The following is a 19597-nucleotide window of genomic DNA, read 5'->3' on the forward strand; positions in this document are numbered from 1 at the left end:
AGGGTTGGGTTTCCGTGAAGTTGACGGAGTTTCGTCCTGCCAGCTATACTTCCCTGTCTCGGCGGGCCGTTTTTCGGCCTGCCTTCGTTTTCGTGCAAGGCCGTCTCGGCCTCTCTAATCAGAAGAATCAACTGATGACGACGATCAATCAGCTGGTCCGCAAGCCTCGGCAAGCGACCACCTACAAGAGTGCCTCCCCGGCACTGGACAAGTGTCCGCAGCGCCGCGGCGTCTGCACACGCGTCTATACCACTACCCCGAAGAAGCCGAACTCGGCCCTGCGTAAGGTTGCCAAAGTGCGCCTGACCAATCAGGAAGAGGTCATCAGCTACATCGGTGGTGAAGGTCACAACCTGCAGGAGCACTCCGTGGTCCTGATTCGTGGTGGCCGCGTCAAGGATCTTCCCGGTGTGCGTTATCACACCGTCCGTGGTTCGCTGGACGCCGCCGGCGTCGCAAAGCGCCGTCAAGGTCGTTCCAAGTACGGCGCCAAGCGCCCGAAGAGCTAAGGAAATACTCCAATGTCCCGTAAAGGTTCTACTCCGCAGCGCACCGTCCTGCCTGATCCAAAGCATGGCAGCGAAACCATTGCCCGCTTCATCAATATGGTGATGCAAAGTGGCAAGAAGTCGGTTGCTGAGAAAATTGTCTATGGCGCGATGGACGTCATTGGCGAAAAGAATCCGAATGCCGTCGAGCTAGTGCAGAAAGCACTGGACAACGTGGCCCCGGCTGTCGAAGTTAAATCGCGTCGCGTTGGTGGTGCTACCTATCAGGTGCCCGTCGAAGTGCGCTCCTCCCGTCGCACGGCGCTGGCAATGCGCTGGTTGATCGATTCCGCGCGCAAGCGTGGCGAGAACACCATGCCGCGCAAGCTGGCTGCAGAACTGTTGGACGCCTCGGAAAGCCGTGGCGGCGCGATCAAGAAGCGCGAAGAGACTCACCGTATGGCGGAAGCGAACAAGGCGTTCGCACACTACCGCTGGTGACCTCGGGGGCCTTGGTAACGGGGCCCTTCAGCACCATATGAGTGCTGTTTGCGACGCGTCTCGCGTCGCATTCAATCCGAAGGCCGCCGAAAGGCGGCGTTCGGCCATCCGAAATCCAAGAAATTGAGAGGCTCCCCGTGGCCCGCACCACCCCTATCGAGCGTTACCGCAACTTCGGCATCATGGCCCACATCGATGCCGGCAAGACCACCACCTCCGAGCGCATCCTGTTCTACACCGGTGTCAGTCACAAGATCGGCGAAGTCCATGACGGCGCTGCAGTGATGGACTGGATGGAGCAGGAGCAGGAGCGTGGTATCACCATCACCTCCGCTGCGACCACTGCGTTCTGGTCGGGCATGGACAAGTCCATGCCGCAGCATCGCCTGAACATCATCGACACCCCTGGGCACGTCGACTTCACCATCGAAGTGGAGCGCTCCTTGCGCGTGCTCGACGGTGCGGTGTTCGTGCTGTGCGCCGTGGGTGGCGTGCAGCCGCAGTCCGAGACTGTGTGGCGCCAGGCCAACAAGTATTCCGTGCCGCGCATGGCCTTCGTCAACAAGATGGACCGTACCGGTGCCAACTTCGACAAGGTCGTCGAGCAGCTGAGAGCCCGTCTGGGTGCCTACGCCGTGCCGATGCAGGTGCCGATCGGCGCCGAAGACGGTTTCGAGGGCGTGGTCGACCTGTTGAAGATGAAGGCGATTCACTGGGATATCGCGTCGCAGGGCACCACCTTCGAATACGGCGACATCCCGGCCGACCTGGTCGAGATTGCGACCGAGGCGCGTTCGTTCATGGTCGAAGCGGCTGCAGAAGCCAGCGAAGAACTCATGGACAAGTACCTCAACGAAGGCGACCTGAGCGAAGAAGAGATCCTTGTGGGTCTGCGCGAGCGCACCCTGAAGGTCGAGATCGTGCCGGTGTTCTGTGGCTCGGCGTTCAAGAACAAGGGCGTGCAGGCCATGCTCGACGGCGTTGTGCATCTGCTGCCGTCGCCGGCTGACCGCCCGCCGGTTGCCGGCATCGACGAAGACGAGAAGGAAGACAGCCGTCCTGCGACCGACACCGCGCCGTTCTCGGCGTTGGCGTTCAAGATCATGACCGATCCGTTCGTGGGCTCGCTGACGTTCTTCCGTGTCTACTCGGGCACGCTGAACTCCGGCGACCAGGTCTATAACCCGGTCAAGTCGAAGAAAGAGCGCGTGGGCCGCATCCTGCAGATGCATTCCAACAATCGCGAAGAGATCAAGGAAGTGCGCGCTGGTGACATCGCCGCGGCCGTGGGTCTGAAGGACGTCACCACCGGCGACACGCTGTGTGCGCAGGACAAGATCATCACCCTGGAGCGCATGATTTTCCCGGAGCCGGTGATCTCGATGGCGGTGGAGCCCAAGACCAAGTCGGACCAGGAAAAGATGGGTACGGCGCTGGGTCGCCTGGCGCAGGAAGATCCCTCGTTCCGCGTCAAGACCGACGAAGAATCCGGCCAGACAATCATCTCCGGCATGGGCGAGCTGCACCTGGACATCATCGTCGACCGCATGCGTCGCGAGTTCAATGTCGAGGCCAACGTTGGCAAGCCGCAGGTTGCGTATCGCGAAACGATCCGCAAGACCGACGTCAAGTCCGACTACAAGCACGCCAAGCAGTCCGGTGGTAAGGGTCAGTACGGTCACGTCGTGATCGAGCTGTCGCCGATGACCGAAGAAGATCGCAAGAACGACAGCGTCAAGGACGATTTCCTCTTCATCAACGACATCACCGGCGGCATCATTCCGAAGGAATTCATCCCCTCGGTTGAGAAGGGCCTGCGCGAAACGATCACCAGTGGTCCGATCGCTGGCTTCCCGGTAGTGGGTGTCAAGGTCAAGCTGGTGTTCGGCTCGTACCATGATGTCGACTCCTCAGAAATGGCGTTCAAGCTGGCCGCGTCGATGGCGTTCAAGCAGGGCTTTGCGAAAGCCAGCCCGGTGTTGCTCGAGCCGATCATGAAAGTCGAGATCGTCAGCCCGGAGGATTACCTGGGCGACGTGATGGGCGACGTGAGCCGCCGTCGCGGCGTGTTGCAGGGTCAGGACGACAGCCCGTCGGGCAAGATCATCAATGCGATGATTCCGCTGGGTGAGATGTTCGGTTACGCGACCTCGCTGCGCTCGATGAGCCAGGGGCGTGCAACGTTCTCGATGGAATTCGACCATTACGAAGAGGCGCCGACCAACATCGCCGACGCCGTCACCAAGAAGGGCTGAGTTCGCTCAGCCGCTTCAAAAATTTTCTAATTAGAGGTAGCAAGTCATGGCAAAAGCTAAATTCGAGCGCAACAAGCTGCACGTCAATGTCGGCACCATTGGTCACGTTGACCATGGCAAGACCACGTTGACCGCTGCGCTGACCAAGATCGGTGCTGAGCGTTTCGGTGGTGAGTTCAAGGCGTACGACGCGATCGACGCAGCGCCGGAAGAGAAGGCGCGTGGTATCACGATCTCGACCGCACACGTCGAATACGAATCCCCGAACCGTCACTACGCACACGTTGACTGCCCCGGCCACGCCGACTACGTCAAGAACATGATCACCGGTGCTGCGCAGATGGATGGCGCGATTCTGGTGTGTTCGGCCGCTGACGGCCCGATGCCGCAGACCCGTGAGCACATCCTGCTGTCGCGTCAGGTCGGCGTGCCGCATATCGTGGTGTTCCTGAACAAGGCTGACATGGTCGACGACGCCGAGCTGCTCGAGCTGGTCGAAATGGAAGTGCGCGAGCTGCTGAGCAAGTACGACTTCCCGGGCGACGACACCCCGATCATTCATGGTTCGGCGCGTCTTGCGCTGGACGGTGATCAGAGCGAAATCGGCGTGCCGGCGATCCTGAAGCTGGTCGACGCACTGGACAGCTTCATTCCGGATCCGACCCGTGACGTGGACCGCCCGTTCCTGATGCCGGTCGAAGACGTGTTCTCGATCTCCGGCCGCGGCACCGTGGTGACCGGTCGTATCGAGCGCGGCATCATCAAGGTTGGCGACGAAATCGAAATCGTCGGTATCCGCGATACGCAGAAGACCACCGTCACCGGCGTGGAAATGTTCCGCAAGCTGCTGGATCAGGGTCAGGCAGGCGACAACGCCGGTCTGCTGCTGCGCGGCACCAAGCGTGACGACGTCGAGCGCGGCCAGGTGCTGTGCAAGCCGGGTTCGATCAAGCCGCATACCGAGTTTGAAGCCGAAGTTTACGTGCTGTCCAAGGATGAGGGTGGTCGTCATACCCCGTTCTTCAAGGGCTACCGTCCGCAGTTCTACTTCCGTACCACCGACATCACTGGCGCCTGCCAGCTGCCGGAAGGCGTGGAAATGGTGATGCCGGGCGACAACGTGAAGATGGTCGTGACGCTGATCAACCCGGTCGCGATGGATGAAGGTCTGCGCTTCGCAATTCGCGAAGGCGGCCGGACCGTCGGCGCCGGCGTGGTTGCCAAGATCGTCAAGTAAGCAATGCCTGCAGTTCGGCGGCTCTGGCCGCCGGCGCAATCAAAAGGGTCGGCGCAAGCCGGCCCTTTTTTTGGCTGCAGGTGGGCGAGGTGGGCGAGAAGTAGGATTAATTGAATGGACGCTTGCGCACCTAAACATCGCTCGCTATAATGCGCGGCTCGGTGTCCCTGGGTAGGGCGCTGAGTTCACAGCGAAAAGAACGGCAGGAAGCCGCTCGTGTTCGCCAGACCGGGAAGGTCGCGTTGCATGGAGCACTCAACAACTCAGTCGTTGTTGACCGTGCTCTAGCTGCGCATTATACTTTTCCGTCTGGGCAGGCCGGTTTACCGGGCTGCCTCAGTTTTTGGGCGGAGGAAAGCCCTCGTCGGCAGGATGTCTGGCGATTTCACCAATGCAGGAATACCGGGGCAGGTATCCCAGAGGCCTTGCCCGTCGCTCTTTTAACGAAGGAAGCTTCCGTCATGTCGGAACAAAAGATCCGGATTCGGTTGAAGGCGTTCGATCATCGTTTGATCGACCGTTCGGCCAGCGAGATCGTCGAAACGGCTAAGCGGACCGGCGCGCAAGTGCGTGGCCCGATCCCGTTGCCGACCAAGATCGAACGTTACACCATCCTCGTATCCCCGCATGCCGACAAGGATGCGCGTGACCAATACGAAACCCGCACGCACAAGCGTGTGCTCGATATAGTCGACCCGAACGACAAGACCGTGGACGCGCTGATGAAGCTCGAACTCGCGGCTGGCGTCGACGTACAGATCAAGTTGACCTGAGGACTACGACCATGACGAAGAAATATTCGTTGGGCTTCGTAGGCCGCAAGGCTGGCATGAGCCGCGTCTTCACTGAAGATGGCCGCTCCGTGCCGGTTACGCTGATCGAAGCAACTCCGAACCGCATCGCGCAGATCAAGACCGTTGAAACCGACGGCTACAGCGCAGTGCAGATTACCGTTGGCGCGCGTCGCGCCGCACTGGTCAACAAGCCGGCCTCCGGTCACTTCGCCAAGGCGAAGGTCGAAGCGGGTCGCGGCTTGTGGGAATTCCGCGTTGAAGATGCGCAGCTCGGCGATTTCGCCGTCGGCGGCGAAATCAAGGCGGACATCTTTGAGGTCGGCCAAAAGGTCGACGTCCAGGGCGTCACCAAGGGTAAGGGTTTCCAGGGCACCATCAAGCGCTACAACTTCCGTATGGGCGATGCAACTCACGGTAACTCGCTGTCGCATCGCGCGCCGGGTTCGTTGGGTCAGCGCCAGACCCCGGGTCGCGTTTTCCCGGGTAAGAAGATGTCGGGCCACATGGGCGCCGTGCAGCAAAGCACGCTGAACCTGGAAGTGGTCAAGGTCGACGTCGAGCGTGGTCTGATTGCTATCCGCGGCGCCGTGCCTGGCGCAGCTGGTGGCGACGTGATCGTCCGTCCGGCGAGCAAGGCATAAGGAGAGATGACGATGGAACTCGTTATCACGGGTAGCAATAACAAGGTCTCGGTCTCCGATGCCGTGTTCGGTCGCGAATTCAGCGAAGATCTGGTTCACCAGGTCGTCGTCGCTTATCGCAACGCCGGTCGCGCTGGTACCAAGGCACAGAAGACGCGTTCGGAAGTTGCGGGCACGACCAAGAAGTCGAAGAAGCAGAAGGGCGGCGGTGCGCGTCATGGCGCGTTGACGGCTCCGATCTTCGTCGGCGGCGGCGTGACCTTCGCGGCCAAGCCGCGCAGCTTCGAGCAGAAAGTCAACCGCAAGATGTACCGTGCGGCCATCTGCGCGATCTTCTCTGAGCTTAATCGCCAGGGTCGCCTGATGATCGTCGATGCGTTCGACGTCGAAACCACCAAGACCCAGGGTCTGATCGAGAAGTTGAAGGGGCTGGATGTGGGTAAGCGCCCGCTGATCGTCACCGAAGAAGCTTCCGAGCACCTGTATCTGTCCGCTCGCAATCTGCCGTATGTGCAGGTGCGTGATGTGCAGGGTCTGGATCCGGTCGCTTTGGTCGGGGCCGATACGGTCGTGATCACCGCCGATGCGGTCAAGAAGATCGAGGAGTGGCTGGCATGAGCAGCAACGAAAAAATCTTCAGCGTGCTGCGTGCTCCGCGAGTCTCTGAAAAGACCGCGCGCCTGCAGGAAATCTCCAACCAGTATGTCTTCGAAGTTTCGAACGAAGCCACCAAAGCCGATGTAAAGGCCGCGGTTGAGCAGCTGTTCGACGTCAAGGTCAAGGCAGTCAACGTGGTCAACGTCAAGGGCAAGAGCAAGTCCTTCCGTAACCGTGCTGGCAGCCGTGGCAATTGGCGCAAGGCGTACGTCCGCCTGGTTGATGGTCAGTCCATCGACGTAACGGCCAAGGCCTGAGGTCCATCCCATGCCATTGATGAAGTTCAAACCCACCTCTCCCGGCCGTCGTTCCGCCGTGCGCGTGGTTACTCCCGATCTGCACAAGGGCGCACCGCACGCGGCGCTGCTCGATTCGCAGAGCAAGTCCGGTGGTCGTAACCACCATGGCCGCATCACCGTGCGTCACGTCGGTGGTGGTCATAAGCAGCACTACCGCATCATCGACTTCAAGCGCAACAAGGAAGGTATTCCGGCGCGTGTGGAGCGGATCGAATACGATCCGAACCGTACCGCTCATATCGCCCTGCTGTGCTACGTCGACGGCGAGCGTCGCTACATCATCGCCCCCAAGGGCCTGAAGGCTGGCGACCAGGTTATTGCCGGTGCCAATGCACCGATCAAGACCGGTAACACGCTTCCGCTGCGTAACATCCCGGTCGGTACGACGGTGCACGGTATCGAGCTGAAGCCGGGTAAGGGCGCTCAGATCGCACGTGCTGCCGGTGCAGCTGTCCAGCTGGTCGCTCGCGAAGGCATCTATGCCACGCTGCGTCTGCGCTCGGGCGAAATGCGCAAGGTGCCTGTCGAATGCCGCGCCACCATCGGTGAAGTCGGCAACGACGAGCACAACCTCGAGAAGTTGGGCAAGGCCGGCGCAAAGCGTTGGCGCGGTGTTCGCCCGACCGTTCGCGGTGCGGCCATGAACCCGGTCGATCACCCGCACGGTGGTGGTGAAGCGAAGGCTGGTCAGGGTAATCCGCATCCGGTCACCCCGTGGGGTGTTCCGACCAAGGGTTACAAGACGCGCAAGAACAAGCGCACCCAGCAATTCATCGTCCGCGATCGTAGGGGCTAATCGACCATGGCACGTTCACTTAAGAAGGGCCCGTTCGTCGATCACCACCTTGCAAAGAAGGTGGAGTCCGCTGCGGGTAGCAAGAAGCCGATCAAGACCTGGTCGCGCCGTTCGATGATCCTGCCGGAAATGGTAGGTATCACCATCGCCGTGCATAACGGCAAGAACCACATTCCGGTGCTCGTCAACGAGAATATGGTCGGCCACAAGCTCGGCGAATTTGCCGTCACCCGGACCTTCAAGGGTCACGGTGGCGACAAGAAGTCGAGCAGGTAAGGAGAGATGACGATGGAAGCGAAAGCAATCCTGCGCACCGCGCGCATCTCCCCGCAGAAGGCCCGCCTGGTCGCTGATCAGGTGCGTGGTTTGTCCGCCGAGCGTGCGGTCAATCTGCTGAAGTTCTCGGACAAAAAGGCTGCACACCTGATCAAAAAGGTTGTGGAGTCGGCTATTGCCAATGCCGAGAACAATCAGGGCGCGGATGTCGACGAGCTGAAGGTCAAGACCATCATGGTTGATGAAGGTCCGTCCCTGAAGCGTTTCATGGCGCGGGCGAAAGGCCGCGGTACCCGCATCCTCAAGCGCACCAGTCACATCACTGTGATTGTTGGCGCCGCCAAGTAAGCGGAAAGGAAAAGACCATGGGTCATAAAGTTCATCCGACTGGAATCCGTCTTGGTATCTCCAAAGACTGGAATTCCAAGTGGTACGCAAACAAGGGCGATTTCGCTGCCTATTTGGCAGCCGACCTGAAAGTGCGTGAAATGCTGCGCAAGAAGCTCGCGCAGGCAGGTGTCAGCAAGATCTTGATCGAGCGCCCTGCCAAAACCGCCCGCGTGACGATTCACACTGCCCGTCCGGGCGTGGTGATTGGCAAGCGTGGTGAGGACATCGAAAAGCTGCGTAAGGAAGTGAGCGAGCTGATGGGCGTTCCGGCGCACATCAACGTCACCGAAGTGCGCAAGCCGGAGCTGGATGCGCAGCTGGTCGCTGAATCGATCGCGCAGCAGCTTGAGCGTCGCATCATGTTCCGCCGCGCAATGAAGCGCTCGGTCGGTAACGCGATGCGCTTGGGTGCCCTGGGCATCAAGGTCAATGTGGCTGGCCGCCTCAACGGTGCAGAAATCGCCCGTTCGGAGTGGTACCGCGAAGGCCGCGTGCCGCTGCACACGCTACGTGCCGACATTGATTACGGTTTTGCCGAGGCGTCCACGACGTACGGCATCATCGGCATCAAGGTCTGGATCTATAAGGGCGAAGTCTTCGACTTCTCTCAGGTTGGCCAGGAAAAGCAGGACGACAGCCCGCGCAACGATCGTAACGATCGCGGCGACCGTGGTGACCGCCCGTCGCGCCCGGCTCGTGAAGCGAGGTAACGGCAATGTTGCAACCCAAGCGAACCAAATATCGCAAGATGCACAAGGGCCGCAATGACGGCCTGGCATGGAGCGGAAACGCCGTCAGCTTCGGCGAATACGGTCTCAAGGCCACGGCGCACGGTCAGCTGACCGCACGCCAGATTGAAGCAGCACGCCGCACGATCAGCCGCCACGTCAAGAAGGGCGGCAAGATGTGGATCCGTGTGTTCCCCGACAAGCCGATCACCAAGAAGCCGATCGAAGTCCGCATGGGCTCCGGTAAGGGCAACGTGGAGTACTGGGTCGCGCAGATTCAGCCGGGCCGCATGATCTATGAAATCGAGGGTATTCCCGAAGAGACTGCACGTGAGGCGTTCCGCCTTGCCGCTGCCAAGCTCTCGGTGACGACCACTTTCGTGACCCGGACGGTGCGCTGATGGATATCAAACAACTCCGCGAGAAGTCGGCTGACGAACTGAAGGCCCACCTGACCGATCTGCGTAAGGAGCAGTTCTCGCTCCGCATGCAGCAGGTCACCGGCCAGCTGCCGAAGACCCACGATACCCGCCGGGTGCGCCGCGAGATTGCTCGCGTCAAGCACCTGCTCGGCAGCACCAAGTAAGGACGGCCGCGATGAGCGACAACAACGAAAAGCAAGCGCTGCGCACGGTCGAAGGCCGTGTCGTCAGCAACAAGATGGACAAGACGGTCACCGTGTTGGTGGAGCGCCAGGTCAAGCATGCTCTGTACGGTAAGTACATCAAGCGCTCGACCAAGCTGCACGCACACGATGCCGACAATGCCTGTAATGAAGGCGACGTCGTGCGTGTGACCGAGATTGCTCCAATGTCCAAGACCAAGAACTGGCGGGTGGTCGAAATCGTCACCCGTTCGGCCGGCTAAGGGAGATCTGAATCATGATCCAGATGCAGAGCTACCTCGATGTGGCCGACAATTCGGGTGCCAAGGAAGTGATGTGCATCAAGGTGCTGGGCGGCTCGAAGCGCCGCTACGCACACATTGGCGACATCATCAAGGTGACCGTCAAGGACGCCATTCCGCGTGGCAAGGTCAAGAAAGGCGAAGTCTACGACGCCGTCGTGGTGCGTACCCGCAAGGGTGTGCGCCGTCCCGACGGTTCGTTGATCCGCTTCGATGGCAATGCCGCTGTGCTGTTGAACAATAAGCAGGAGCCGATCGGGACCCGCATCTTCGGGCCGGTGACGCGCGAGCTGCGTTCCGAGAAGTTCATGAAGATCGTCTCGCTCGCTCCCGAAGTGCTGTGAGCGGAGGACATACACATGGCTAACCGTATCAAGAAGGGCGACCAGGTCGTCATCAACACCGGCAAGGACAAGGGTAAGCAGGGTGAAGTTGTGCGTGTGGACGGCGATCGCGTGATCGTCTCCAATGCCAACATCATCAAGCGCCACACCAAGCCGAACCCGCAGGCGGGTGTCGCCGGCGGCGTGGTCGAGCGTGAAGCGTCGATCCATATCTCCAACGTCAATATCGTCAACCCGGCAACGGGCAAGGGCGAGCGCGTTGGCTTCAAGGTGCTGGAGGATGGACGCAAATTGCGTGTGTTCCGCTCCAGCGGTGAGGCGCTCGACGCCTGAGGAATGAGATCATGAACACTCGTCTCGAAAAGTTTTACAAGGAAAACGTGGTGCCGGCCCTGATGAAGGAATTCGGCTACTCCAATCCGATGGAAGTGCCGAAGCTGGTCAAGGTCACGCTCAACATGGGCGTGGGCGAGGCGGCTACCAACAAGAAGATTCTTGAAAATGCGGTCGCCGACATGTCCAAGATCTCCGGTCAAAAGCCGGTGGTCACCAAGTCGCGCGTTTCGGTCGCATCGTTCAAGATTCGTGACGGTTGGCCGATCGGCTGCAAGACCACCTTGCGTCGCGCCAAGATGTACGAGTTCCTGGATCGCCTGATCAACATCTCGTTGCCGCGCGTGCGCGACTTCCGTGGTGTGTCCGGTCGTTCCTTCGACGGTCGTGGCAACTTCAACATGGGTGTGAAGGAACAGATCATCTTCCCGGAAATCGACTTCGACGCCGTCGACGCGATTCGCGGTATGGATATCGCCATCACCACCACCGCCAAGACGGATGCGGAAGCGAAGGCGCTGCTGGCAGCGTTCAAGTTCCCGTTCCGTAACTGACCGTCGAGGACATCCGAAATGGCAAAGACCTCCATGATCCACCGCGACATCAAGCGTGCAAAGTTGGCGAAGAAATTCGCTGGCAAGCGTGATGCGCTGAAGAAGATCCTCTCCAGTCAGGATGCGTCCTACGAAGAGAAGATCGATGCTTCGACCAAGTTGCAGAAGCTGCCGCGCGATTCGTCGCCGAGCCGCCACCGCAACCGTTGCGAGCTGTCCGGTCGTCCGCGCGGTGTGTACCGCAAGTTCGGTCTGGGTCGCAACATGCTCCGCAAGGCCACGATGAACGGCGACGTTCCGGGTCTGCGTAAGGCAAGCTGGTAACAGCATTCCGGCCGTTCGCGGCCGGTTTGAGCAGGATTGTTCTGTTCAACAAGGGAGTCCGACGCAAGTCGGGCTCTTTTGTCGTATACTTCCGCTCCTGTCTTGCCCGTACGGGCTCGGCGTAGCGTCAAGGGTCCTGGCCCATCCCCAGGAAAACACAAGATTTTCGCGAAAGCGGATATCGGTGCACTCAAAGGTACTCACATGAGCATGACTGATCCCATCGCCGACCTGCTGGTTCGCATCAAGAATGCGGCCGCGGTTGGTAAGCAGACGGTGAAATTGCCGTCATCCAAGATCAAGGTTGCGATCGCCCAAGTCCTGAAGGACGAGGGTTACATCACCGACCTGCGCGTAACGGCCACCGAGAACAATAAATCGGAGCTGGAAATCGTGCTGAAGTATTTCGAAGGCCGTCCGGTCATCGAGTCCCTGAAGCGTTTCTCGCGCTCGGGTCTGCGTCAGTACCGCGGCAAGACCGAGCTGCCCAAGGTCCTCGGTGGCCTGGGTATCGCCATCATCTCCACGTCGAAGGGCATCATGACCGATGCGCAGGCTCGCGAAGCCGGCGTTGGTGGTGAAGTCCTGTGCTTCGTGGCCTAAGGGAAGGAATCGAACATGTCCCGTGTAGCCAAGAAGCCTGTTTCCCTTCCGAAGGGTGTTGAGCTTAACGTCCAGCCTGAGCTGGTTAGCGTCAAGGGCCCGAAGGGCACGTTGACCCTTCCGAAGCCGGTTGGCGTGGAAATCGCCATCGACGGCGATGTTGCGACGCTGTCGGCCAACGATCCGTCGCAGCTCGCCATCACCGGCACTGTGCGCGCCATCCTTGCCAATATGGTCAAGGGTGTGTCCGAAGGTTTCGAGCGCAAGCTCGAGCTGGTCGGCGTCGGTTACCGTGCTGCCATGCAGGGCAAGGATCTGAGCCTGGCGCTCGGTTTCTCGCACCCGTTGGTGTTCGTGGCGCCGGAAGGCATCACGTTGTCGACCCCGACCCAGACCGAAATTCTGGTCCAGGGCGCCGACAAGCAGCGCGTCGGCGAAGTCGCCGCCAAGATTCGCGGTTTCCGTCCGCCGGAGCCCTACAAGGGCAAGGGTGTGAAGTACGCCGGTGAAGTCATCATTCGCAAGGAAGCCAAGAAGGCTTAATGGCGAGTCCCTCGCAAGAGCCCGCACATCCATGTGCGGACTTTTAACAGGAGCGCGCTTTTCCTTCAGCTTCCGTAGGATAAATATCATGAGCATCAACAAGAACATCGCCCGTCTGCGTCGCGCCAAATCCACCCGCTCGCACATCCGCGAACTGGGTGTCGCCCGTCTGTCGGTGCTGCGCACCGGTCAGCACCTGTATGCACAGGTCTTCACTGCCGATGGTTCCAAGGTGATCGCTGCGGCGAATACCCTGCAGGCCGACGTCAAGGATGGTCTGAAGAACGGCAAGAACAGCGATGCAGCCGTCAAGGTTGGCAGGTTGATCGCCGAGCGCGCCAAGGCTGCCGGTATCGAGAAGGTCGCATTCGATCGCTCGGGCTACCGCTACCACGGCCGCATCAAGGCGCTGGCCGATGCAGCTCGCGAAGGCGGCCTGCAGTTCTAAGCACTGCTGCGGATGTGGCCATCGGCTGCATCCGCGTTTCCGCCGGCAGGGAGATGCCGGACCGTCCCGTTCTTTTGCAACGGCTATGGGAACACCGTTTCACTCCACAACCATAAGCGGCCTAGAGCCGTACATACTCAATCAATCAAGGAATCAAGATGGCAGAAGAACGTGCACCGCGGGGTCGTGATCGCGACCGTAACCGCGAAGAGAAAGTCGACGATGGCATGATCGAAAAGCTGGTCGCGGTTAATCGCGTCAGCAAGACGGTCAAGGGCGGTCGTCAGTTCACCTTTACCGCGCTGACCGTGGTCGGTGATGGTTTGGGCAAGGTTGGTTTCGGTTATGGTAAGGCGCGCGAAGTGCCGGTCGCCATCCAGAAGTCGATGGAACAGGCGCGCAAGAACCTGGCCAGCGTCGATCTGAATAACGGCACCTTGTGGCACGCCGTCAAGTCCGGCCATGGCGCAGCGCGTGTTTACATGCAGCCCGCCTCGGAAGGTACTGGCGTCATTGCTGGTGGCGCCATGCGCGCTGTGCTGGAAGCGGTTGGCGTGAAGAACGTGCTGGCCAAGGCAGTTGGTTCGCGTAATCCGATCAACCTGGTCCGTGCAACCCTGAAGGGTCTGTCGGAAGTGCAGTCGCCGACGCGTGTTGCGGCCAAGCGCGGCAAGAAGGTGGAGGAGCTCAACCATGGCTAAGGACACTGGCAAGACTGTGAAGGTGCGCCTGGTGCGTGGCCTGCGTGGTACCCAGTCGCGTCACCGCCTGTCGGTGCACGCGTTGGGCCTGAATAAGATCAACGATGTGCGTGAACTCAAGGACAGCCCGCAGGTGCGTGGCCTGATCAATACGGTTCACTACCTCGTCAAGGTTGAGGACTAATCCAATGACTATGCATCTCAATGACCTCAAGCCCGCCGATGGTGCCCGTACCGAGCGTACGCGGGTCGGTCGCGGTATCGGTTCTGGCCTTGGCAAGACCTGTGGCCGTGGCCACAAGGGCTCGTTCGCGCGTAAGGGCGGCGGCAAGATCAAGGCTGGCTTCGAAGGCGGCCAGACTCCGATGCAGCGTCGTCTGCCGAAGATCGGTTTCCGCTCCAAGATGGCGCGCGACAGCGCAGAAGTGCTGTCCTACCAGCTGGATAAGCTGGAAGCAGGTGAAATCGACTTTGCAGCGCTGCGTGCGGCCAATCTGGTCCCGAGCCGCGCCAAGAAGGCGAAGATCGTGCTGAAGGGCGAGCTGAGCAAGAAGTTCGTGCTGAAGGGCGTTGCGGCTACCGCAGGCGCCAAGGCAGCAATCGAAGCTGCCGGCGGCAGCGTAGAGGAGTAATCGGCAGATGGCGCAGGCTGGCATTGGTAACCTCGGTGGCGGGCTCGGCAAGTTCACGGAACTTCGTCAGCGGCTACTGTTCGTCCTCGGGGCATTGATCGTCTATCGCATCGGCTGCTATGTGCCGGTGCCGGGCGTGAATCCCGATGCCATGCTTTCGTTGATGCAGGCGCAGGGTGGCGGCATCGTGGACATGTTCAACATGTTCTCGGGCGGCGCCCTGCACCGTTTCAGCATTTTTGCATTGAACGTCATGCCGTACATTTCGGCATCGATCGTGATTCAGTTGGCCACGCACATCTTTCCCGCCCTCAAGGCGATGCAGAAGGAAGGCGAGTCCGGTCGACGCAAGATCACCCAATATTCGCGTATCGGCGCGGTGCTTCTGGCAGTAGTGCAGGGCGGCAGTATCGCGCTCGCGTTGCAGAACCAGACGGCGCCGGGTGGCGCTCCGGTTGTCTACGCGCCAGGCATGGGCTTCGTGTTGACCGCAGTCATTGCGTTGACCGCTGGCACTATCTTTTTGATGTGGGTTGGCGAGCAGGTTACCGAGCGTGGTATCGGTAACGGCGTGTCGCTGATCATCTTCGCAGGCATCGTTGCTGGTCTGCCGTCGGGCGCGATTCAAACCGTCGAAGCATTCCGCGAAGGCAACCTGAGCTTCATCTCGCTGTTGCTGATCGTCATTACCATCCTGGCGTTTACGCTGTTTGTGGTGTTCGTCGAACGCGGGCAACGGCGCATCACGGTCAACTACGCGCGCCGTCAGGGCGGTCGCAATGCGTATATGAATCAGACCTCGTTCCTGCCGTTGAAGCTCAATATGGCAGGTGTGATTCCGCCGATCTTCGCATCGAGCATCCTGGCATTTCCCGCCACGTTGTCGATGTGGTCCGGTCAGGCTGCATCGGGTAGTGGTGTTGGTTCGTGGCTGCAGAAGATCGCCAATGCGCTTGGGCCGGGTGAGCCGGTGCACATGTTGGTGTTCGCGGCGCTTATCATCGGCTTCGCGTTCTTCTACACGGCGCTGGTATTCAACTCGCAGGAAACCGCCGACAACCTCAAGAAGTCTGGCGCGTTGATTCCGGGTATCCGTCCGGGCAAGGCCACGGCCGATTATGTCGATGGCGTGCTGACGCGGCTGACGGCGGCGGGTTCGTTGTACCTGGTGATCGTCTGCTTGCTGCCGGAAATCATGCGCACGCAGCTCGGCACGTCGTTTCACTTCGGCGGCACCTCGCTGTTGATTGCGGTGGTGGTGGTGATGGATTTCATTGCACAGATCCAGGCGCACCTGATGTCGCATCAGTATGAGAGCTTGCTGAAGAAGGCCAACCTGAAGGGCGGCTCGCGCGGCGGTCTCGCTCGCGGTTAAGTGGTACACTAGATCTTCATTACGTGAAGACGGCCTGGTTCCCGGGCCACGATCTTCCGATCAGAAGGGCGGCTCGCGCGACGTCTCGCGCGCGGGTGTGACGGGGTGGTCCTGTGCGGGAGTAGCACAGGCGATTTGGAGAAGTTTTCTGGATCAACACCGTCCGGCGCCGGAGCGAGGGCACACTCCCCACGCCGGGTCCATGGAACTTCTGGTTCCACGGGCTTCAAAGCAATCCGAGGCCTTGCTATAATTCCGAGTTCACTTTTTGATCCATCCTGCCGGATGGCGCCTGGGCGCTGTCGGGCCATCACTCAGTTGGAGAATCGCGTCATGGCGCGTATTGCAGGCGTCAACCTGCCAGCCCAGAAGCACGTCTGGGTCGGGTTGCAAAGCATCTACGGCATCGGCCGTACCCGTTCGAAGAAGCTCTGCGAATCCGCAGGCGTTACCTCGACCACGAAGATTCGTGATCTGTCCGAACCCGAAATCGAGCGCCTGCGCGCCGAAGTCGGCAAGTATGTCGTCGAAGGCGACCTGCGCCGCGAAATCGGTATCGCGATCAAGCGACTGATGGACCTGGGTTGCTATCGCGGTCTGCGTCATCGCCGTGGTCTCCCGCTGCGTGGTCAGCGCACCCGTACCAACGCCCGCACCCGTAAGGGTCCGCGCAAGGCGATCAGGAAGTAAGGGATAGATCATGGCAAAGCCAGCAGAAAAGAAAACGAAGAAGAAGATCAAGCGCGTCATCACTGACGGCGTCGCTCACGTCCACGCTTCGTTCAACAACACCATCGTCACCATCACCGATCGTCAGGGCAACGCCTTGTCGTGGGCTACGTCCGGCGGTGCCGGGTTCCGTGGTTCGCGTAAGTCGACCCCGTTCGCTGCTCAGGTTGCCGCCGAAAAGGCTGGCCGCGCTGCGCTCGACTACGGCGTGAAGTCGCTGGAAGTACGTATCAAGGGTCCGGGTCCGGGCCGTGAGTCGGCCGTGCGTTCGTTGAACAACGTGGGCTACAAGATCACCAACATCATCGACGTGACGCCAATCCCGCACAACGGGTGCCGTCCGCCGAAGAAGCGTCGCGTCTAAAGGGAGCGATAAGAAATGGCTCGTTATATCGGTCCTACCTGTAAGCTCGCGCGCCGTGAAGGCGCCGACCTTTCCCTCAAGAGCCCGGCGCGTGCGCTGGACTCCAAGTGCAAGCTTGAGCAGAAGCCCGGCCAACACGGCGCGGCTCGCAAGGGCAAGCTCTCCGACTACGCTACCCAGCTGCGTGAAAAGCAGAAGGTCAAGCGTATTTACGGTCTGCTGGAACGTCAGTTCCGCAACTACTACAAGAAGGCCTCGACCAAGAAGGGCAACACCGGCGAGAACCTGCTGCAGTTGTTGGAAACCCGTCTGGACAACGTCTGCTACCGCATGGGCTTTGCCGTCACCCGTCCGGCCGCGCGCCAGCTGGTGTCGCACCGTGGCGTACTGGTCAATGGCAAGTCGGTGAATCTGGCCTCGTACCAGATCAAGGCTGGCGATGCGATCACGCTGTCGGAAAAGGCACAGAAGCAGCTCCGCGTGCAGGAAGCCCTGACCGTGGCTGAGCAGCACGACATGACGCCGTCGTGGGTTGAAGTCGATTCGAAGAAGTTCAGCGGCGTGTTCAAGGCCGTGCCGGATCGCGCTGACCTGCCTTCGGATATCAACGAAGCGCTGATCGTCGAGTTGTATTCGAAGTAATTCACATTGGAGAGCCTCCGGCACTGCCGGAGGTTCGCAGGAGACCCCGCAACATGACGGTTACCGCCAACCAGGTTCTGCGCCCTCGTGGTCCGCAGATCGAACGTCTTACCGACAACCGTGCCAAGGTCGTGATCGAGCCCTTGGAGCGCGGTTACGGGCACACGCTGGGCAATGCCCTGCGTCGTGTGCTGTTGTCGTCGATCCCCGGTTTTGCGATTACCGAGGTCGAAATCGACGGCGTGCTGCACGAGTACACCACGGTCGAGGGTTTGCAGGAAGACGTGCTTGACGTCCTGCTGAACCTGAAAGACGTGGCGATTCGTATGCACAGTGGCGACAGCGCCACGCTTTCGCTGTCCAAGCAGGGTCCGGGTACGGTCACTGCGGCCGACATCAGGACCGATCACAACGTTGAGATCATCAACGGTGACCATGTGATCTGCCACCTGACCAAAGACACCGCACTGAACATGCGTTTGAAGATCGAGCGTGGGTTCGGCTATCAGCCGGCTGCTGCACGTCGTCGTCCGGACGAAGAGACCCGTACCATCGGTCGTCTGATGCTGGATGCGTCGTTCTCGCCGGTGCGTCGCGTTGCCTACGCCGTGGAAGCTGCACGCGTCGAACAGCGCACCGACCTCGACAAGCTGGTCATCGATATCGAAACCAACGGCACGATCGATGCCGAGGAAGCCGTGCGCACCGCCGCCGACATCCTCAGCGATCAGCTCTCGGTGTTTGGTGACTTCACCCACCGCGATCGTGGTGCGGCCAAGCCGGCTGCCAGCGGCGTGGATCCGGTGCTGCTGCGCCCGATCGACGACCTCGAGCTGACCGTGCGTTCGGCCAACTGCCTCAAGGCGGAGAGCATCTACTACATCGGCGATCTGATCCAGAAGACCGAAGTTGAGCTGCTCAAGACCCCGAATCTGGGCAAGAAGTCGCTGACCGAAATCAAGGAAGTGCTGGCACAGCGCGGCCTTGCATTGGGCATGAAGCTGGAAAACTGGCCGCCGGCCGGTGTCGCCCAGCACGGCATGCTTGGTTAATGTTTCAAGGCATGGGCGTCTTCGGGCGCCCATGTTTGTTTTTCCACATCGACGGGCCAAAGCCCGCGATGACACCCGGTCGAAGGACGGCCGGTTCGGACCAACCGCAGTCCATTCAACAGCGCCAGGATGGCGACAACGTCTCTCAGTAGTCTCAACATTCCTTAGGAAATCACACTCATGCGTCACCAGAAATCCGGTCGTAAGTTCAACCGCACCAGCGCGCACCGCGAAGCCATGTTCCGCAACATGGCGGCTTCGCTGTTCAAGCACGAGCTGATCAAGACCACCTTGCCGAAGGCCAAGGAACTGCGTCGCGTCGCCGAGCCGCTGATCACCATCGGCAAGGTCGATGGCGTGGCCAATCGTCGTCTGGCGTTTGCTCGCCTGCGCGACAAGGAAGCCGTGGGCAAGCTGTTCGTCGAACTGGGCCCGCGTTACGCGACCCGTCCCGGCGGCTACCTGCGCATCCTGAAGGCCGGCTTCCGTGCCGGTGACAATGCGCCGATGGCGTATGTCGAGCTGGTCGACCGTCCGGTCGTGGCAGAAGAAGTGGCCGAGTAATCGGATCGCTTCATACAGATTCTCGAAAAAGCCCGGCTCACGCCGGGCTTTTTTATTGGGGCGTTTGGATTATCGATGGACGCGGCATGGGGTGCGCGGCTGGTTTGGTGCGCTTACGTGGCGCTGCGGTACTGCCTGCGTGGGTTGAAGAATCCGCCAGTTCGTGTCGCCTGCGTTTGGGGGCAGAAATGCGAGTTTGGAGCCCGGGGAAGTCGGGGGGTGTGTGGGATAGGCGAGGCCGTATTGGGGCGCTGGAGCGACGCGCCGCAAATCAAGTGAGAGCCACCAACGTCTTGGGCGGGGCGTGGGTCGAAGGCTTGTTTCCAGTATCCGTTGGGCTCCCAAGGACCTGGTTGAGAGCGCAGAGAAGGGGGGCGGATTCCGCGTGTAACGCCTTCATCTGTGTCCGTGTCAGGCAATT

The 19597-nt window shown here is 60.2% G+C and carries 31 protein-coding genes; all 31 read left to right on the top strand.

The genetic code is table 11. From position 1 onward, the window contains the following. The first annotated feature begins 134 nt into the window (after window positions 1-134). The 31 genes from rpsL (at window position 135) to rplQ (ending at window position 19176) form a co-directional block, all read left to right on the top strand. Window positions 135-509: a 30S ribosomal protein S12 gene (rpsL, locus tag ABQU90_RS01335; RefSeq protein ID WP_002811712.1), complete on the top strand. Its 375-nt coding sequence runs from the start codon at window positions 135-137 to the stop codon at window positions 507-509. Window positions 510-521: 12 nt separating this feature from the next. After that, complete coding sequence (gene rpsG, locus ABQU90_RS01340; protein WP_006450629.1) at window positions 522-989, top strand: 30S ribosomal protein S7; 468 nt, start codon at window positions 522-524, stop codon at window positions 987-989. A 137-nt stretch (window positions 990-1126) separates the two neighbouring features. Then, window positions 1127-3244, top strand: coding sequence for an elongation factor G (fusA, locus tag ABQU90_RS01345; RefSeq protein ID WP_055846638.1), 2118 nt, complete (start codon window positions 1127-1129; stop codon window positions 3242-3244). A 46-nt stretch (window positions 3245-3290) separates the two neighbouring features. Beyond that, complete coding sequence (gene tuf, locus ABQU90_RS01350) at window positions 3291-4481, top strand: elongation factor Tu (protein WP_115527199.1); 1191 nt, start codon at window positions 3291-3293, stop codon at window positions 4479-4481. Window positions 4482-4942: 461 nt separating this feature from the next. Continuing rightward, window positions 4943-5254, top strand: a complete 312-nt coding sequence (gene rpsJ, locus ABQU90_RS01355; protein WP_003486723.1) for a 30S ribosomal protein S10 — start codon at window positions 4943-4945, stop codon at window positions 5252-5254. Between the two features lie 11 nt (window positions 5255-5265). Next, window positions 5266-5916 (top strand): 50S ribosomal protein L3, encoded by a 651-nt coding sequence (gene rplC, locus ABQU90_RS01360; protein WP_055846123.1) that lies wholly within the window; start codon window positions 5266-5268, stop codon window positions 5914-5916. Window positions 5917-5928: 12 nt separating this feature from the next. Then, on the top strand, window positions 5929-6534 hold the full coding sequence (rplD, locus tag ABQU90_RS01365) for a 50S ribosomal protein L4 (protein WP_055846344.1): 606 nt from the start codon (window positions 5929-5931) through the stop codon (window positions 6532-6534). Then, complete coding sequence (gene rplW, locus ABQU90_RS01370) at window positions 6531-6830, top strand: 50S ribosomal protein L23 (protein ID WP_002811694.1); 300 nt, start codon at window positions 6531-6533, stop codon at window positions 6828-6830. Before rplD ends, rplW begins: the two co-directional genes overlap by 4 nt. Window positions 6831-6840: 10 nt before the next feature. Then, on the top strand, window positions 6841-7668 hold the full coding sequence (gene rplB / locus ABQU90_RS01375) for a 50S ribosomal protein L2 (protein WP_003486715.1): 828 nt from the start codon (window positions 6841-6843) through the stop codon (window positions 7666-7668). A gap of 6 nt (window positions 7669-7674) precedes the next feature. Beyond that, window positions 7675-7944, top strand: a complete 270-nt coding sequence (rpsS, locus tag ABQU90_RS01380) for a 30S ribosomal protein S19 (RefSeq protein ID WP_005993369.1) — start codon at window positions 7675-7677, stop codon at window positions 7942-7944. A 12-nt stretch (window positions 7945-7956) separates the two neighbouring features. After that, window positions 7957-8292: a 50S ribosomal protein L22 gene (rplV, locus tag ABQU90_RS01385; protein WP_002811686.1), complete on the top strand. Its 336-nt coding sequence runs from the start codon at window positions 7957-7959 to the stop codon at window positions 8290-8292. A 17-nt stretch (window positions 8293-8309) separates the two neighbouring features. Further along, window positions 8310-9044, top strand: coding sequence for a 30S ribosomal protein S3 (gene rpsC, locus ABQU90_RS01390; RefSeq protein WP_005993372.1), 735 nt, complete (start codon window positions 8310-8312; stop codon window positions 9042-9044). Between the two features lie 5 nt (window positions 9045-9049). Continuing rightward, window positions 9050-9463 carry a 50S ribosomal protein L16 gene (rplP, locus tag ABQU90_RS01395; RefSeq protein ID WP_003486706.1) on the top strand — a complete coding sequence of 138 codons (414 nt, stop codon included), beginning with the start codon at window positions 9050-9052 and terminating at the stop codon, window positions 9461-9463. Further along, window positions 9463-9648: a 50S ribosomal protein L29 gene (gene rpmC, locus ABQU90_RS01400; RefSeq protein WP_055846121.1), complete on the top strand. Its 186-nt coding sequence runs from the start codon at window positions 9463-9465 to the stop codon at window positions 9646-9648. The genes rplP and rpmC overlap by 1 nt, the downstream gene beginning before the upstream one ends. Window positions 9649-9659: 11 nt before the next feature. Further along, window positions 9660-9929: a 30S ribosomal protein S17 gene (gene rpsQ, locus ABQU90_RS01405; RefSeq protein WP_005993374.1), complete on the top strand. Its 270-nt coding sequence runs from the start codon at window positions 9660-9662 to the stop codon at window positions 9927-9929. Window positions 9930-9943: 14 nt separating this feature from the next. Next, window positions 9944-10312: a 50S ribosomal protein L14 gene (rplN, locus tag ABQU90_RS01410; RefSeq protein ID WP_003486699.1), complete on the top strand. Its 369-nt coding sequence runs from the start codon at window positions 9944-9946 to the stop codon at window positions 10310-10312. 15 nt (window positions 10313-10327) lie between these two features. Then, a complete protein-coding gene (gene rplX, locus ABQU90_RS01415) occupies window positions 10328-10645 on the top strand; it encodes a 50S ribosomal protein L24 (RefSeq protein ID WP_006450639.1) in 318 nt (105 codons plus the stop codon). Window positions 10646-10656: 11 nt separating this feature from the next. Continuing rightward, window positions 10657-11199, top strand: a complete 543-nt coding sequence (gene rplE / locus ABQU90_RS01420; RefSeq protein ID WP_055846118.1) for a 50S ribosomal protein L5 — start codon at window positions 10657-10659, stop codon at window positions 11197-11199. 18 nt (window positions 11200-11217) lie between these two features. Then, a complete protein-coding gene (gene rpsN, locus ABQU90_RS01425; RefSeq protein ID WP_005917137.1) occupies window positions 11218-11523 on the top strand; it encodes a 30S ribosomal protein S14 in 306 nt (101 codons plus the stop codon). Between the two features lie 204 nt (window positions 11524-11727). Continuing rightward, complete coding sequence (gene rpsH / locus ABQU90_RS01430) at window positions 11728-12126, top strand: 30S ribosomal protein S8 (RefSeq protein WP_055846115.1); 399 nt, start codon at window positions 11728-11730, stop codon at window positions 12124-12126. Between the two features lie 15 nt (window positions 12127-12141). Then, entirely contained in the window at window positions 12142-12669 is a 528-nt protein-coding gene (rplF, locus tag ABQU90_RS01435; RefSeq protein ID WP_055846112.1) for a 50S ribosomal protein L6, read from the top strand. An 88-nt stretch (window positions 12670-12757) separates the two neighbouring features. Then, a complete protein-coding gene (gene rplR, locus ABQU90_RS01440) occupies window positions 12758-13117 on the top strand; it encodes a 50S ribosomal protein L18 (RefSeq protein WP_082473395.1) in 360 nt (119 codons plus the stop codon). Window positions 13118-13275: 158 nt separating this feature from the next. Then, window positions 13276-13818 (top strand): 30S ribosomal protein S5, encoded by a 543-nt coding sequence (gene rpsE, locus ABQU90_RS01445; RefSeq protein WP_055846109.1) that lies wholly within the window; start codon window positions 13276-13278, stop codon window positions 13816-13818. Continuing rightward, window positions 13811-14002 (top strand): 50S ribosomal protein L30, encoded by a 192-nt coding sequence (rpmD, locus tag ABQU90_RS01450; protein ID WP_006450646.1) that lies wholly within the window; start codon window positions 13811-13813, stop codon window positions 14000-14002. The genes rpsE and rpmD overlap by 8 nt, the downstream gene beginning before the upstream one ends. 4 nt (window positions 14003-14006) lie before the next feature. Further along, the gene (rplO, locus tag ABQU90_RS01455) at window positions 14007-14450 is read left to right on the top strand and encodes a 50S ribosomal protein L15 (protein ID WP_012439114.1); all 444 of its coding nucleotides are present in this window, start codon (window positions 14007-14009) and stop codon (window positions 14448-14450) included. A 7-nt stretch (window positions 14451-14457) separates the two neighbouring features. Beyond that, the gene (gene secY, locus ABQU90_RS01460; protein WP_023902825.1) at window positions 14458-15825 is read left to right on the top strand and encodes a preprotein translocase subunit SecY; all 1368 of its coding nucleotides are present in this window, start codon (window positions 14458-14460) and stop codon (window positions 15823-15825) included. 333 nt (window positions 15826-16158) lie between these two features. Further along, window positions 16159-16515 carry a 30S ribosomal protein S13 gene (rpsM, locus tag ABQU90_RS01465; protein ID WP_003486672.1) on the top strand — a complete coding sequence of 119 codons (357 nt, stop codon included), beginning with the start codon at window positions 16159-16161 and terminating at the stop codon, window positions 16513-16515. A gap of 10 nt (window positions 16516-16525) precedes the next feature. Further along, the gene (gene rpsK / locus ABQU90_RS01470; protein ID WP_003486671.1) at window positions 16526-16918 is read left to right on the top strand and encodes a 30S ribosomal protein S11; all 393 of its coding nucleotides are present in this window, start codon (window positions 16526-16528) and stop codon (window positions 16916-16918) included. Between the two features lie 15 nt (window positions 16919-16933). Then, window positions 16934-17560, top strand: coding sequence for a 30S ribosomal protein S4 (rpsD, locus tag ABQU90_RS01475; protein ID WP_002811641.1), 627 nt, complete (start codon window positions 16934-16936; stop codon window positions 17558-17560). A 53-nt stretch (window positions 17561-17613) separates the two neighbouring features. Beyond that, entirely contained in the window at window positions 17614-18612 is a 999-nt protein-coding gene (locus ABQU90_RS01480) for a DNA-directed RNA polymerase subunit alpha (RefSeq protein WP_002811635.1), read from the top strand. Window positions 18613-18792: 180 nt separating this feature from the next. Continuing rightward, complete coding sequence (gene rplQ, locus ABQU90_RS01485) at window positions 18793-19176, top strand: 50S ribosomal protein L17 (protein WP_003486665.1); 384 nt, start codon at window positions 18793-18795, stop codon at window positions 19174-19176. Window positions 19177-19597: the final 421 nt, after the last annotated feature.

Source organism: Xanthomonas sp. WHRI 10207 (assembly GCF_040202975.1).
Taxonomy (GTDB): Bacteria; Pseudomonadota; Gammaproteobacteria; order Xanthomonadales; family Xanthomonadaceae; genus Xanthomonas.